This is a genomic window from Stenotrophomonas beteli (genome assembly GCF_001431665.1).
Classification (GTDB): Bacteria; Pseudomonadota; Gammaproteobacteria; order Xanthomonadales; family Xanthomonadaceae; genus Stenotrophomonas; species Stenotrophomonas beteli.
The window spans coordinates 33,719-47,881 of record NZ_LLXV01000044.1 but is presented as its reverse complement, the minus strand read 5'-3'; the positions used below and the strand labels follow the sequence as shown (position 1 = coordinate 47,881).

Sequence of the window (14,163 nt, the reverse complement as noted above, 5' to 3'; positions counted from 1 at the left end):
CGCCGCAACATGCGATCCTAGGCACATGTCATTGCTCATCGAACGCGCCCGTTACCACCTCTCGGCCCACAACGCGCGGCAGCTGCCGCCCGATGAAGGGGCCGAGGTGGCCTTCGCCGGCCGCTCCAACGCCGGCAAGTCCAGTGCGCTCAACGCGCTGACCCGCCAGAACGCGCTGGCCCGTGTTTCCAAGACGCCCGGCCGCACGCAGCAGCTGGTGTTCTTCCAGATCACCCCCGACGCCAGCCTGGTCGACCTGCCCGGCTACGGCTACGCCAAGGTGCCGCTGGAACTGCAGGCGCACTGGCAGGCCTTCATCGACAAGTACTTCCGCACCCGCGAAGCCCTCAAGGGCCTGGTGGTGGTGATGGACATACGCCATCCGCTGAAGGACTACGACCGGCAGATGCTGTCCTATGCCGTGCAGCGCGGCATGCCGGCGCACGCGCTGCTGACCAAGGCCGACAAGCTCAGCCGCAGCCAGCAGATGCAGACCCTGCAGAAGGTGCGCAAGGAGCTGCATTCGGCTTACGGCGACAGCGTGAGCGTGCAGGTGTTCTCCGGTGAGGACCGCACCGGCGTGGAAGAAGCCCGCGGCGTGATCGGCGGCTGGCTGGGGCTGGAGTAAGGCATCCCCGCCTTCCTGTAGAGCCGAGCCTACGCTCGGCTGTGGAATCCCGGCACGCTGAGCGCGGTAGCCGAGCATGGGCTCGGCTCTACACGGGTCATTTCAACGGCGAATACTCCGCCGGCACCCACGCATAGGCCTTGCCCTCGCCACGCACATGGCCCAGGCCGGGGAACGGCAGGTGCGCACCGGCCACCCACCAGCCGTTGGCGGTGGCCTGCTGCAGCAGCCCGCGACGGCTGGCGATGGCCGCCTTGCGGTCCGAATCCGCCTCGAATGCCGCCTCCGGGTGCGCGAACTGCACCGCATGGAAGTGCAGCACATCGCCCCATACCAGCAGTGACTGGCCCTGGCTGTCGAACCGGTAAGAGACATGGCCGGGCGTATGGCCATGGGTGTCCATCGCCACCGCGCCACCGGGCAGGGCATCGCCGGGACTGAAGGTGCGCAGGTGGCCGCTGGCCTGGTACGGCGCTACCGCTTTGCGCGCCAGCGGGAAGGCGAAGCGCACGCCCTTCGGCGCGGTGGCTTCGCTGGCCGGGCTGAGCCAGTAATCGGCATCGGCCTTGGACAGCCACACCGTGGCATTCGGGTAGGCCGGCTTGCCCTGCGCATCGAGGACCCCGCACAGGTGGTCCGGATGGGCGTGGGTCAGCAGCACCTCGTCCACCTCGGCCGGGTCCACGCCGGAGGCGCGCAGGTTGCCCAGCACCTGGCCCAGGCCGGGGCCGAAGCACTGCGCGGTGCCGGTATCGACCAGGGTCAGGTGGTTGCCCTGGCGCACCAGGAATGCGTTGATCGCGGTCTGCAGGCCCTTCTTGTCTTCGGGCACGTAGCGGCCTTCCAGCAGGCGGCTGACCAGCGTCGGCGGCACGTCCACCACTTCCTGCCGGCCCAGCGCGACCACGCCGTCGAACAGGGCGGTGACCTGCAGTGCACCGATGCGCTGGTGATAGACACCCGGCACCTGCTGGGTGGGAGCGGGTGAAGTGGCTTCGGCCAGGGCGGCCAGTGGCAACGAGGACAGGGCCAGCAGCAGGGTGGCGTGCAGTGGCAGGCGACGCAGGGTCATGAGGAGTCTCGGTGGATGACGGGCGGTTCCGTTGCTGCATAGCGTGCCGTGGCCGGCGTGTGCGCGGCGCTCAAACCACTGCGCGGAATGCTCAGGGAGGGGGTGGTCTGCAGGGCAGCGCCCTGCACCCGCTATGAGCCAAGGCAACGGCCGAAGCAACAGCAACAGCAACAGCAACAGCGGGCTATCCGTGGAATGGCGGGGTGGGTCCGGTTGCGGGAGACGCCGCAAACCCTTCCATGGGGGCTTGGCCGCGGCATCCATGCCGCGGACACTCCCGCAACCGGACCTACCCCGCCTTCGACCGTTTTCCGCGATCTGTCAGCTCGCGGGGTCAGATCCGTTTTCCGCAGGAAAACGGATCTGACCCCAGAGTTTCATTCGAGATCTGATAGATGTGTCGACCAAGGTCGACACCTACCAACAGCCGAGTGAACCTGTCGAAGGTGGGGCGGTGTCGGAGTGCGGGGTGTCAGCCGCATGGATGCGGCTGCCAAGCCTACAGGGACGTACTTGCGGCGTCCCCGCACTCCGGCACCGCCCTGCCATCCCACGGATAGCCCGGTGTTGCTGTTGCTACCGTTTTCCGCGATCTGTCAGCTCGCGGGGTCAGATCCGTTTTCCGCAGGAAAACGGATCTGACCCCAGAGTTTCATTCGATATCTGATAGATGTGTCGACCAAGGTCGACACCTACCAACAGCCGAGTGAACCTGTCGAAGGTGGGGCGGTGTCGGAGTGCGGGGTGTCAGCCGCATGGATGCGGCTGCCAAGCCTACAGGGACGTACTTGCGGCGTCCCCGCACTCCGGCACCGCTCTGCCATCCCACGGATAGCCCGGTGTTGCTGTTGCTTCGGCCGTTGCCGTTGCCTCTGCAGGTGCAGGGCGCAGCCCTGCCGAACACCCTCAAATGTCTGTGGGTGCCAGTCCGTACTGCTCGGCGAAGCGCTTGCTGAAACTCGCCACAGACCGGTAGCCCGCGCGTGCGGCCACGGTCTTCAACGGCAGATCCGTCGTGTACAGCAGCTGCATGCCATGCGCCAGGCGCGCCTCGGTCAGCAGCTGGCGCAGGCTGGTGGCCTCGGCGGCGAGTCGACGGCGCAGGGTCGCGCCACTCAGTGCGAACTGTTCCTCCACATCGCGTGATTGCCAGTCGCGTGCCGGCTCGGCGGCGATGCGGTCGCGGATCTGTTCGCCCAGGCTCGGCGCCTGCGGCAACAGCAGGTTGCCGTGGCCCTGGCGGCACAGGGTCAGCACCAGCGTGGCCAGCGCCAGCCGGGCTTCGCTGTAACGCCCGTCCTGCAGCGACTGCCGCCACTGGCGCAGTACCGCGCCATGGTCGACCAGGGGCAGCCGTGCCATCACCGGGCCGGCGCTGGGCAGCTCCTCGTTCCACAGCGCGCGCGCTGCCGCCAGCACTTCGGCGCACAGCGGCACGATCGCGCTGAGGTAGCGGCCGCTGTCTGGATCGGGGCGGTTGACCACATCGATGCGGCAACGCTGGGTCAGCAGCAGGATGTCGCCGGGCACGAATGCCAATGACTGGTGCGCGGTACGTACCTGCTTGTGGCCTTCCAGCAGGATCGCGAACTGCGGTTGCGGAATCTCCACCGAGCTGGCGCCGTGCTCGCGCCGCGCAGTGATGCAGGCGTAGCCCTCGGCACGTTCGCAGCCGGCCAGGCTGGCCATCTCGGCCAACAGCGTGGTGGCCGGGGGCAGCGTGGCGGTCATGTCACGTGTGCGCCGAGCAGGCGACCGACGCCGGCGGCGGCGGCCATCGCCAACGCGCCCCAGAACATCACGCGGATTGCGCCGCGCAGCGGCGGTGCGCCGCCGGCCTGGGCCGCCATCGCGCCGGTCAGGCACAGCCCAAGCAGGGTGCTGGCGGTGGTCATCAGCGCCACCTTGTCCACCGGCGCAAGCAGGGCGGTCAGCACCGGCAGTGCGGCGCCGCAGGTGAACGCACCGGCGGAGGCCAGCGCCGCCTGCAGGGGACGCGCGCGCAGGGTGTCAGTGATGCCCAGCTCATCGCGGGCGTGCGCGCCCAGCGCGTCGTGCGCAGTGAGCTGCTCGGCGACCTGGCGGGCCAGCGCCGGGTCCAGGCCACGATGGCGGTAGATCGCACTCAGCTCTTCCAGCTCACTGTGGGGATCTTCGCGCAGCTCGCGCTTTTCCATCGCCAGGTCGGCGTCCTCGGTGTCGGCCTGGGTCTGCACCGAGACATACTCACCGGCCGCCATCGACATCGCACCGGCCACGGTGCCGGCGACCCCGGTGGCCAGGATGGTGCTGGCCGAGGCACCGCTGGCGGCCACGCCGACCACCAGGCCGGCCACCGAGACGATGCCATCGTTGGCCCCCAGCACGGCGGCGCGCAGCCAGCCGACACGCTCGGAGCGGTGCAGTTCGGGGTGTCGTGAATGGCGGCTCATGACCTTGAGTGTACGAGGGTCAAGAGGGCGTCGGTAGGATGCTGAAACCCGTCACCGTCGCATGACGCAACGGGGTGCCACGCTATAGTGCGCCCTTGCGATGGAAGGCCACGGGCCCCACATCCCCTGCCACTGTCCAGCGAGTCCTGCCCTTGTCGAGCCCCAGCCACGTCGCCGATACGCCCATTACCGACCGCTCGCAGCTGGTTGCGGAGATCGCCTCCGGCGAGAAGCCCCGTGCGCGGTGGCGCATCGGCACCGAGCACGAGAAGTTCGGGTTCCGCCTGGATGACCTGCGTCCGCCGACCTTCGAGGGCGAGCGCGGCATCGAAGCGCTGCTCAACGGCCTGGTCCGCTTCGGCTGGCAGCCGGTGCAGGAGAACGGCAACACCATCGCACTGCTGCGCGACGGCGCCTCGGTGACGCTGGAACCGGCGGGCCAGCTGGAGCTGTCCGGCGCGGCGCTGGAGACCATCCACCAGACCTGCGTGGAGACCGGTACCCATCTGAACGAAGTCGCGCAGGTGGCCGGCGAGCTGCAGCTGGGCTTCCTCGGCATGGGCTTCCAGCCCAAGTGGGCGCGCGATGAGATGCCGTGGATGCCGAAGGGCCGCTACAGGATCATGCGGTCGTACATGCCCAAGGTCGGTTCGCTGGGCCTGGACATGATGACCCGCACCTGCACCGTGCAGGTGAACCTGGATTTCGCCAGCGAAGCGGACATGGTGAAGAAGTTCCGCGTGTCGCTGGCGCTGCAGCCGATTGCCACCGCGCTGTTTGCCGATTCGCCGTTCACCGAAGGCAAGCCGAATGGCTACCTGAGCTATCGCTCGCACATCTGGACCGACACCGATGCCGACCGTACCGGCATGCTCGACTTCGTGTTCGACGATGGCTTCGGTTACGAGCGCTATGTCGATTACCTGCTCGATGTGCCGATGTACTTCTCCTACCGCGACGGCATTTACCACGACGCCAGCGGGCAGAGCTTCCGCGACTTCATGCAGGGCAGGCTGCCGGTGCTGCCGGGTGCATTGCCGACCCTGCGCGACTGGTCGGACCACACCACCACCGCGTTCCCGGAAGTGCGCCTGAAGAAGTACCTGGAGATGCGCGGCGCTGACGGTGGCCCGTGGAGCCGGCTGTGCGCGCTGCCGGCGTTCTGGGTCGGCCTGCTGTACGACGACACCGCGCTGGATGCGGCGTGGGACCTGGTGCGTGACTTCAGCCTGGCCGAGCGTCACGCACTGCGCGACGGCGTGCCCAGGCATGCGATGAACCTGCCGTTCCGCAACGGCACGGTGCGTGACCTGGCGCGCGAGGCGGTGAAGATTTCGGTGGAAGGCCTCAAGCGCCGCGCCGCGCGCAACGCCGATGGCCAGGACGAGAGCAAGTTCCTGGACGTGCTGCAGGAAATCGTCGAATCCGGGCTGACCCCGGCCGAGCGCAAGCTGGCGCTGTTCCATGGCCGCTGGCACGGCGACGTGGATCCGGTGTTCCGCGAGTTCGCGTACTGACCGCCATGCGGGGTTGCCGGCCAGCGGCCGGCACTACCAGAAGAAAAACCCCGGCATTGCCGGGGTTTTTCTTTCCATATCCGCCTTGGATCAGGCCGCGTTCCTGAGCGTCGCCATGTCGATCACGAAGCGGTAGCGCACATCGTTCTTCGCCATGCGTTCCCAGGCTTCGTTGACGTTCTTGATGTCGATGATCTCGACGTCGCTGACGATGCCGTGCTCGGCACAGAAGTCCATCATTTCCTGGGTTTCGGCCATGCCGCCGATCGCCGAGCCGGTCAGGTGCTTGCGGCCGAAGATCACGCTGCCACCGGTCAGCGGCGGGTCCAGTTCGGTCAGCACGCCGACCAGGCACATGGTGGCCTCGCGCTTGAGCAGGCCCATGTACGGGTTGGTGTCATGGCCGACCGGAATGGTGTTGAGCAGGAAGTCGAAGCTGCCGGCGTGCGCCTTCATCTGCACGGCGTCGCGCGAGACCAGCACTTCGTCGGCGCCCAGGCGCTTGGCGTCGGCGCCCTTCTCCGGGGTGGTGGTGATCATCACCACGTGCGCGCCGAGCGCCTTGGCGAACTTCACGCCCATGTGGCCGAGGCCGCCGAGGCCGATCACGCCGACCTTCTGGCCCGGGCCGACCTTCCAGTGACGCAGCGGCGACCAGGTGGTGATGCCGGCGCACAGCAGCGGCGCGGCGGCCTTCAGGTCGAGGGTGTCGGAGACCTTCACCACGAAGCGCTGCTCGACCACCACGTGGTCGGAATAGCCACCGTAGGTCGGTGCGCCGGTTTCGCGTTCACGGCCGTTGTAGGTCCAGGTCGCGCCCTCGGCGCAGTACTGCTCCAGGTCGTGCTGGCAGGCATCGCAGTGGCGGCAGGAATCGACCATGCAGCCGACGCCGGCGTGGTCGCCGACCTTGAAGCGGGTGACGTTGCCGCCGACCTCGGTGACGCGGCCGATGATCTCGTGGCCCGGCACCATCGGGTAGATCGAGCCACCCCAGTCGTCGCGGGCCTGGTGCAGGTCGGAGTGGCAGATGCCGCTGTAGAGGATTTCGATGCGTACATCGTCCGGGCCGACCGCGCGGCGTTCGAACTCGTACGGAATCAGCGGGTCGGTATGTGAATGGGCGGCGTAACCACGGGCGAGGGACATGGGGAATCCTTGGCAGGGTTTATCGAAAGGCGCTTTACAATACGCCCCATGCCCAGTGGCAAGAAGCGCGGATATCGGCATGATTCATCAAGTGGAACTGCACAATGGCCACTGACAACCTGACCCATCTGGCCGCGTTCGCTGCGGTCGCCCGCCACCGCAGCTTCCGCCGCGCCGGCGCCGAACTGGCGCTGTCGACCTCGGCGGTGAGCTATGCGATCCGCGCGCTGGAAGAACGGTTGGGCGTGGGCCTGTTTCATCGCACCACCCGCAGCGTGGCGCTGACCGAGGCCGGACAGCGCCTGCTGGAGCGCCTGCAGCCGGCGTTGGGGCAGGTGCACGACGCACTGGAAGAAATGAACCACTTCCGCGCCGCGCCGGCCGGTCTGTTGCGGATCAATGCGACACGAGCGGCGGTGGCGACCCAGTTGGGGCCAAGGCTGGCGCGCTTCCTGCACGCCCATCCGGACGTGAGGGTGGAGCTGACCGAGAACGACGGGCTGGTCGACATCGTGGCCGAGGGCTACGACGCCGGTGTGCGCCTGCATGAGTTCGTGCCCGAGGACATGGTGGCAGTGCCCATGGGGCCGCCGCTGCGCGGGGTGATCGTCGGCTCGCCGGACTACCTGCGGCGGCACCCCGCGCCACAGCATCCGCGCGATCTGGCCGCCCATGAATGCATCCGCTTCCGCTTTGCCAGTGGACATCTGTACAAATGGCAGTTCGAGCGTAGCGGGCAGGCGCTGGAGATCGACGTGCCGGGCCGGCTCACGTTGAGCGAGCAGGGCACCGTGGTCGGTGCAGTGCTTGATGGCATCGGCCTGGCCTACGTGCTGGAAGACACCGCACGGCCGTACATCGAATCGGGGCAGATGGTGGCGGTGCTGGAAGACTGGAGCGAACCGTTCGCCGGGTTCGCGCTGTATTACCCGAAGCAGCGGCAGATGCCCGGTGCGCTGCGCGCGTTCGTGGACATGTTGCGGGAGTGAGGTGCGGTGGTTCGCATCCACGCATGACGTGGGTTCACTGCGGAACGACAGCCTTCGCGCGTTGCTTGAAGCGGATCAGTAGGTCCACGCCATGCGTGGATTGGCGCCCGCGACGCAGCCAGCACTTCATTCGACCAGCGCGTCGTAGCCTTCGCCACTGAACTGGATCAGGCAGAAGCCGTGGCCGAACGGATCGGCCAGCACGGCGATACGGCCCCAGCGGCGCTCGCGCACCGGTTGTTCGAGCATCGCCCCAGCCGCAACCGCACGTGCCAGCGCGGCTTCGATGTCATCCACCACCCAGTCCAGGTGCAGCGGCGTCCAGTGGCGCTCGTAGTCGCGCACGTCGCCTTCTTCGGTGGCGATGCTGCCGGTCTCGTTCTGCAGCAGGTACAACGGTGCCGGTCCGCCCAGCAGTTCCACCGCGCCGGTACCAAGCCGACGTCCGGCGCGCAGTCCAAAAGCGGCCGCATAGAACACTTCGGCGGCGGCCAGGTCCGGCACGTCGATGTTGACGATGAAGCTGTGGGGAGTTGCGTTCATGGCAGCGATGGACGGCATCCGAGGGTTGCAGTCTAGTCCTGCCGCGTGCTGCGGGTTCATCTTCTGCGCGGATTCGGGCAAGCTGGGCGGCCTCTATCGACAAGGACTTCCATGAGCGCACTCTCTGACATCGAACAGGCCACCGGGCAGGCCTTCCCCCCGTTGTTCAAGCAGCTGCAGGCAGCAGGCCGGTTGAGCTGGGGCGGTCCGCATCCGGAGTGGTCCGAGGTGGTGTTCCCGACGCTGCAGGCGGATCCGCCGGTGCTGCTGTACGCGCAGGATTACGAACCACTGGAACACGACGAGCTGCTCGAGGTGTGGCAGGAGCTGACCGCCGAGGACCACTACAATCCCCTGCGCCCCGACCTGCAGCTGCTGCCGTTCGCGCGAACCGGGGCAGGCGACAGCTACTGCTTCTGGAGCAACGCGCCCGGTGTTGCCGAGCCGCCGGTGGTGCTGGTGTGGCATGACGATGATCGTGCCGATGTACTGGCCGCCAATTACCAGGATTTCCTGTTCCGCAAGATGGTTGAAGCGGTTGCCGACTACCAAGCGCCGTATACGCTGCTTTCCGAAGGCGAGCTGGCCAGCAACCTGCAGCGCTGGCTGCAGAGCCACCAGTCGTTCCTGCGCGATGACCAGTACGCGGCGTTGCAGCGGTTGTTCGCCCGTGTCGACGATATTGCTGAAGGAAACATCAGCGATGAGGATGCGCAGGCCATCGTCGCTGAGGTGATCGGCTTCGAGCGGTTGGACGAGTCGTTCGCCTACGTGCGCGAGGACGCCTGAAGGCCGGGGTCGGATCCGCGCGCAGCGTGGCTCTGACTCCTTGTCCGCCGAACAGGGGTCAGAGCCCTTTCCGTTGGAAAGGGATCCGACCCCGCGCGGGCCCCGTGCGGGATCAGCCGGCGGCCGGGTAGTCGAGGTAGCCTGCTTCGCCGCCACCGTAATAGGTGCTGCGGTCGGGCGTGGCCAGCGCGATGTTGCGCTGCAGGCGTTCGACCAGATCCGGGTTGGCGATGAACGGCTGGCCGAATGCGGCCAGGTCGATGGTGCCGGCCTCGACCAGCTGCAGGGCGCGTTCGCGGGTCATGCCGCCGGCCAGGATCACGGTGCCACCGTAGGCCTGCTTGAACTGCTGCAGGAACGCTTCGCCCATCACCGATTGACCCTGCTGCAGATTGTCGTTGAGGTGCACATAGGCCAGCCCGCGCTTGCCCAGTTCCTCGGCCAGGTACAGATAGGCGGCTTCGTTGTCGGGGTAGAACGGCATGTCGAAGGTGAGGTTGTTCGGTGCCAGGCGCACGCCGATGCGGTGGGCACCGATGCGCTGCGCCATCGCGTCGACCGTCTCCAGGATCAGCCGCGCGCGGTTCGGCAGCGAGCCGCCGTAGCGATCCTCACGCTGGTTGATGAGCGGGTTGAGGAACTGCTCGAACAGGTAGCCATTGGCGGCATGCAGCTCGATGCCGTCGAAGCCGGCGGCGATCGCATTCCCGGCGCCGCGCACGAAGTCGGCGACGATGCCGGGAATCTCTGCGGTATCCAGGGCACGTGCCGGGGTTGGATCGGCATGGCCGCGGCTGCCATCGGCCAGGTACACGAACGAGGTGTTCTTTGGTGCACTGGCCACGGGGCGCGTGCCGGCGCTGACCGGCTGGCCACCGTCGGGCTGCAGCGAAGCATGCGACATGCGGCCGACATGCCAGAGCTGGGCGAAGATCGTGCCCTGCTCGGCATGTACGGCCTCGGTGACGAGCTTCCAGCCTGCCACCTGTTCGTCGGACCAGATACCCGGCACGTCGATGTAGCCCTGGCCCTGCGGCGAGACCGGCGTGCCTTCGCTGATGATCAGGCCGGCGCTGGCGCGTTGCCGGTAGTACTGCGCGGTGAGTGCGTTGGCGACGCTGCCGGGATTGCGGGCGCGGGTCATCGGGGCCATCACGATGCGGTTGCGCAGGGCGGTGCCTGCCAGGTCGAACGGGCGGAACAGGGCGGTGGTCATGTCGGTCGTCTCGGTGCGGAGGAGGGGCGCCAGCGGCGCGATGCACACAGGATGGAGTTGACATGCGGGTGCATAAAGCGCTTCGATCTCCCTCGGTGCGGGACTATTTGTCCCCAATGGAGCGCGACAGATGCTGCCGCTGGAATCGTTGAATGGGCTGGTGACCTTCGTTACCACCGCACGCTCGGGCAGCTTCACCGAAGCGGCCGATGCACTGGGCATCTCGCGCTCGGCGGTGGGCAAGGCCATCGCCCGGCTGGAAGCGCGGCTGGGCGTGCGCCTGTTCCACCGCACCACGCGCCGCATCGCGCTGACCACCGATGGCGAGGCGTACTACGCATCGTGTGCGGCGGCGCTGGAGGAAATCTCCGCGGCCGAGGCCTGCCTGGGCTCGGCCGGCCTGCCCAGCGGGCGGCTGCGCATCGACATGCCGTCCTCGTTCGGGCGGCTGGTGGTGTTGCCGGTGCTGCTGCGGTTGTGCCGGCAGTACCCGGACCTGCAGCTGACGATGACCTTCACCGATCACTTCGTCGATCCGGTCGAGGAAGGCATCGACCTGCTGATCCGCTTCGGCGGGCTGCACCAGGCCGAGCATCTGGTGGCGCGGCGGCTGGGGCGCCAGCGACTGGTCACCTGCGCATCGCCGGAGTACCTGCAGGCGCACGGTGTGCCGGCGACCGTGGAGGAACTGGCGCAGCACCGCAGCATCGTCGGCTTCCGGCATGGGCAACCGGTGGCGTGGCGGGTCGGCAGCGATGATGCGGATGGGACGTTCATCCCGAACGCCCGCTACCAGCTCAACGACGGCGATGCGGTGATCGATGCGGCCATTGCCGGGCTGGGCATCTGCCAGATGCCGGAGTCACTGGTGCGCCGGCACTTGGAATCCGGCGCGCTGCAATCGGTGCTGGACGCGCATATGCAGCGGCATATCGACATCCATGCGCTGTGGCCGCCAACCCGCCACCTGCGGCCGAAGGTGCGTTATGTGGTGGATGAGCTGACTCGGCTCGCAGGCCAGGGGCTGTTCGATTGACCCCGGCAGATTGAGTTCGGAGGCGGGCGTGTATACTATCCCCCAGTATAGTTCCGAGGTGGCCTCGCCATGCCGCACTCCCCCGAAGAGAAGAAGAAGGTCCTGGCCCGCGTGCGCCGCATCCGCGGCCAGTGCGATGCGCTGGACCGCGCGCTGGAAGCCGGTGCCGACTGCGGGCCGGTGCTGCAGCAGATCGCCGCCATCCGTGGCGCGGTCAACGGCCTGATGTCCGAGGTGATGGAGGCCCATCTGCGCGAGGAGTTCGGCCAGCCCGCGGCGTCCGACGAACAACGCGCCGAACGCGTGCGCGACATGAGCGCGCTGATCCGCTCGTACCTGAAATAAACGACGGCGCAACATTGCGCCGCCCATCCTGTTACTGCCTGTCTTTGGAGAAGCCACCATGAAGTCCCGTGCCGCCGTCGCCTTTGGTCCCGGCCAGCCGCTGCAGATCGTCGAGATCGACGTCGCCCCGCCGAAGAAGGGCGAAGTGCTGGTGAAGATCACCCATACCGGTGTCTGCCACACCGATGCGTTCACTCTGTCCGGCGATGATCCGGAAGGCCTGTTCCCGGTGGTGCTGGGCCATGAAGGCGCCGGCATCGTGGTGGAGGTGGGCGAGGGCGTGACCAGCGTCAAGCCGGGCGACCACGTGATTCCGCTGTACACCGCCGAGTGCGGCGAGTGCCTGTTCTGCAGGAGCGGCAAGACCAACCTGTGCGTTGCGGTGCGCGCCACCCAGGGCAAGGGCGTGATGCCCGACGGCACCAGCCGCTTCAGCTACAACGGCGAGCCGCTGTACCACTACATGGGCTGCTCGACCTTCAGCGAGTACACCGTGGTGGCCGAGGTATCGCTGGCGAAGATCAATCCGGACGCGAACCCGGAGCATGTCTGCCTGCTCGGCTGCGGTGTCACCACCGGCATCGGCGCGGTACACAACACCGCCAAGGTGCAGGAAGGCGACAGCGTGGCGGTGTTCGGCCTTGGTGGCATCGGCCTGGCGGTGATCCAGGGTGCGCGCCAGGCCAAGGCCGGCCGCATCATCGCAGTGGACACCAATCCGTCCAAGTTCGAGCTGGCCCGCGAGTTCGGCGCCACCGACTGCATCAACCCGAAAGACCACGACAAGCCGATCCAGCAGGTCATCGTCGAGATGACCACCTGGGGCGTGGACCACAGCTTCGAGTGCATCGGCAACGTCAACGTGATGCGTGCGGCACTGGAATGCGCGCACCGTGGCTGGGGCCAGAGCGTGGTGATCGGCGTGGCCGGTTCGGGCCAGGAGATCTCCACCCGTCCGTTCCAGCTGGTGACCGGCCGCAAGTGGATGGGCACCGCCTTTGGCGGCGTGAAGGGCCGCAGCCAGCTGCCGGGCATGGTCGAGGATGCGATGAAGGGCGATATCGAACTGGCGCCGTTCGTGACCCACACCATGGACCTGGACAAGATCAACGAAGCCTTCGACCTGATGCATGAAGGCAAGTCGATCCGTTCGGTGGTCCACTACTGAGCCGCGGCGTGGGTTGGCGGGATGCCCTGTGCAGGCCGCGCGCGGACGACCCGCGCGCGGCCCTGGTCGAACCGATCGAGCAGGCGCTGCGTGCGCTGGGCTGGCTCGAGGGGCCGGTCGGGGCGCCGCGTGCGGTGGATTCACCGTTCGGCATCGATGAGATGCCGTTCGAACACTGGCTGGCGCAGGTGTTCCTGCCCCGCCTGCACGAAGCCTGTGCTGGCGGCCAATGGCCGCCGCGCAGCCAGGTGGCGGTGGCCGCGTACCGCAATCTGGACGGCCAGCCCGGCGTCGGACCGCTGCTGCGCCTGCTGTCGCAGCTGGATGAATTGATCAACACACGTGGCGGCTGAGACCGGCACGCAGGAGAGTTTCATGGAACGCATCGAACATCGCGCCTGTTCCGGCGGCTGGCAGGACGTCTACCGCCATCATTCCACCACGCTGGGCTGCCCGATGCAGTTCGCCGTGTTCCTGCCGCCGCAGGCGCAGACGCAGGCGCTGCCGGTACTGTACTGGCTGAGCGGACTGACCTGCACCGAGCAGAATTTCATCACCAAGGCGGGCGCGCAGCGCTATGCGGCCGAGCACGGGGTGATCATCGTTGCGCCCGATACCAGCCCGCGCGGTGATGAGGTGGCCGATGCCGAAGGCTACGACCTGGGCAAGGGCGCCGGCTTCTATCTCAACGCCACCGAACAGCCGTGGGCCAAGCATTATCGCATGCACGACTACGTGGTGCAGGAACTGCCGGCGCTGATCGAGGCCCACTTCCCGGTGACCGCCGCGCGCGCCATCAGCGGGCATTCGATGGGGGGCCATGGGGCGCTGGTGATCGCCCTGCGCAACCCGGGGCGCTACCGCAGCGTGTCGGCGTTTTCGCCGATTGTTGCGCCCAGCCAGGTGCCGTGGGGGCAGAAGGCCTTCACCGCCTATCTGGGCGACAACCCCGCAGACTGGGCGCAGTGGGATGCCTGTGCGCTGCTGGCCATGGCCGAAGAACGGCTGCCATTGCTGGTCGACCAGGGCGAGGCCGATGAGTTCCTGCAGACCCAGCTGCAGCCGCAGCGCCTGCAGGCGGCCTGCGAAGCGGCCGGTCATCCGTTGACCCTGCGCCTGCAGCCCGGCTATGACCACAGTTACTACTTCATCGCCAGCTTCATCGGCGAGCACATCGCCCATCACGCCCGCGCGCTGTACGCCTGAGGGCATTCCGGTAGTGCCGGGCGCTGGCCGGCAACCTGCAGCCTTGTGATTGCCTGGGATTGCCGGCCAGCGG

Annotated in this window: 15 protein-coding genes; 9 read left to right on the top strand and 6 right to left on the bottom strand. The window is 67.4% G+C overall.

Features of this window, described 5'->3' with window-relative positions; genetic code table 11:
* Window positions 1–25 precede the first annotated feature (25 nt).
* Window positions 26–628: a ribosome biogenesis GTP-binding protein YihA/YsxC gene (gene yihA / locus ARC23_RS11785; protein WP_057497384.1), complete on the top strand. Its 603-nt coding sequence runs from the start codon at window positions 26–28 to the stop codon at window positions 626–628.
* A gap of 97 nt (window positions 629–725) precedes the next feature.
* Here the strand turns inward: yihA and ARC23_RS11780 are convergent, their stop codons facing one another.
* The 3 genes from ARC23_RS11780 to ARC23_RS11770 form a co-directional block, all read right to left on the bottom strand.
* Window positions 726–1,700 (bottom strand): MBL fold metallo-hydrolase, encoded by a 975-nt coding sequence (locus tag ARC23_RS11780; protein WP_057497383.1) that lies wholly within the window; start codon window positions 1,698–1,700, stop codon window positions 726–728.
* Window positions 1,701–2,606: 906 nt separating this feature from the next.
* A complete protein-coding gene (locus tag ARC23_RS11775; RefSeq protein WP_057497382.1) occupies window positions 2,607–3,431 on the bottom strand; it encodes a helix-turn-helix transcriptional regulator in 825 nt (274 codons plus the stop codon).
* The gene (locus ARC23_RS11770; protein WP_057497381.1) at window positions 3,428–4,132 is read right to left on the bottom strand and encodes a VIT1/CCC1 transporter family protein; all 705 of its coding nucleotides are present in this window, start codon (window positions 4,130–4,132) and stop codon (window positions 3,428–3,430) included. The genes ARC23_RS11775 and ARC23_RS11770 overlap by 4 nt, the downstream gene beginning before the upstream one ends.
* A gap of 152 nt (window positions 4,133–4,284) precedes the next feature.
* Here ARC23_RS11770 and ARC23_RS11765 point away from each other — a divergent pair, with 152 nt between their 5' ends.
* Window positions 4,285–5,649 (top strand): glutamate--cysteine ligase, encoded by a 1,365-nt coding sequence (locus ARC23_RS11765; protein ID WP_057497380.1) that lies wholly within the window; start codon window positions 4,285–4,287, stop codon window positions 5,647–5,649.
* A gap of 90 nt (window positions 5,650–5,739) precedes the next feature.
* Here the strand turns inward: ARC23_RS11765 and ARC23_RS11760 are convergent, their stop codons facing one another.
* The gene (locus ARC23_RS11760) at window positions 5,740–6,798 is read right to left on the bottom strand and encodes an NAD(P)-dependent alcohol dehydrogenase (protein ID WP_057497379.1); all 1,059 of its coding nucleotides are present in this window, start codon (window positions 6,796–6,798) and stop codon (window positions 5,740–5,742) included.
* A gap of 104 nt (window positions 6,799–6,902) precedes the next feature.
* On the opposite strand from ARC23_RS11760, the gene ARC23_RS11755 reads away from it, so the two are divergent.
* Window positions 6,903–7,787, top strand: coding sequence for a LysR family transcriptional regulator (locus tag ARC23_RS11755; protein WP_057497378.1), 885 nt, complete (start codon window positions 6,903–6,905; stop codon window positions 7,785–7,787).
* A gap of 126 nt (window positions 7,788–7,913) precedes the next feature.
* On the opposite strand, the gene ARC23_RS11750 is transcribed toward ARC23_RS11755, so the two are convergent.
* On the bottom strand, window positions 7,914–8,330 hold the full coding sequence (locus ARC23_RS11750; protein ID WP_057497402.1) for a VOC family protein: 417 nt from the start codon (window positions 8,328–8,330) through the stop codon (window positions 7,914–7,916).
* A 111-nt stretch (window positions 8,331–8,441) separates the two neighbouring features.
* On the opposite strand from ARC23_RS11750, the gene ARC23_RS11745 reads away from it, so the two are divergent.
* The gene (locus ARC23_RS11745; RefSeq protein ID WP_057497377.1) at window positions 8,442–9,119 is read left to right on the top strand and encodes an SMI1/KNR4 family protein; all 678 of its coding nucleotides are present in this window, start codon (window positions 8,442–8,444) and stop codon (window positions 9,117–9,119) included.
* A 112-nt stretch (window positions 9,120–9,231) separates the two neighbouring features.
* On the opposite strand, the gene ARC23_RS11740 is transcribed toward ARC23_RS11745, so the two are convergent.
* A complete protein-coding gene (locus tag ARC23_RS11740; RefSeq protein ID WP_057497376.1) occupies window positions 9,232–10,335 on the bottom strand; it encodes an alkene reductase in 1,104 nt (367 codons plus the stop codon).
* Between the two features lie 130 nt (window positions 10,336–10,465).
* Here ARC23_RS11740 and ARC23_RS11735 point away from each other — a divergent pair, with 130 nt between their 5' ends.
* The 5 genes from ARC23_RS11735 to fghA all read left to right on the top strand — a co-directional run bounded on the left by ARC23_RS11735 (window position 10,466) and on the right by fghA (window position 14,090).
* Window positions 10,466–11,371, top strand: a complete 906-nt coding sequence (locus tag ARC23_RS11735) for a LysR family transcriptional regulator (RefSeq protein ID WP_057497375.1) — start codon at window positions 10,466–10,468, stop codon at window positions 11,369–11,371.
* A gap of 69 nt (window positions 11,372–11,440) precedes the next feature.
* Window positions 11,441–11,716 carry a formaldehyde-responsive transcriptional repressor FrmR gene (frmR, locus tag ARC23_RS11730; RefSeq protein WP_005411009.1) on the top strand — a complete coding sequence of 92 codons (276 nt, stop codon included), beginning with the start codon at window positions 11,441–11,443 and terminating at the stop codon, window positions 11,714–11,716.
* A gap of 58 nt (window positions 11,717–11,774) precedes the next feature.
* Window positions 11,775–12,884 (top strand): S-(hydroxymethyl)glutathione dehydrogenase/class III alcohol dehydrogenase, encoded by a 1,110-nt coding sequence (locus ARC23_RS11725; RefSeq protein WP_057497374.1) that lies wholly within the window; start codon window positions 11,775–11,777, stop codon window positions 12,882–12,884.
* 8 nt (window positions 12,885–12,892) lie between these two features.
* Window positions 12,893–13,237: a YqcC family protein gene (locus ARC23_RS11720; RefSeq protein WP_057497373.1), complete on the top strand. Its 345-nt coding sequence runs from the start codon at window positions 12,893–12,895 to the stop codon at window positions 13,235–13,237.
* 22 nt (window positions 13,238–13,259) lie between these two features.
* Window positions 13,260–14,090 (top strand): S-formylglutathione hydrolase, encoded by an 831-nt coding sequence (fghA, locus tag ARC23_RS11715; RefSeq protein WP_057497401.1) that lies wholly within the window; start codon window positions 13,260–13,262, stop codon window positions 14,088–14,090.
* Window positions 14,091–14,163: the final 73 nt, after the last annotated feature.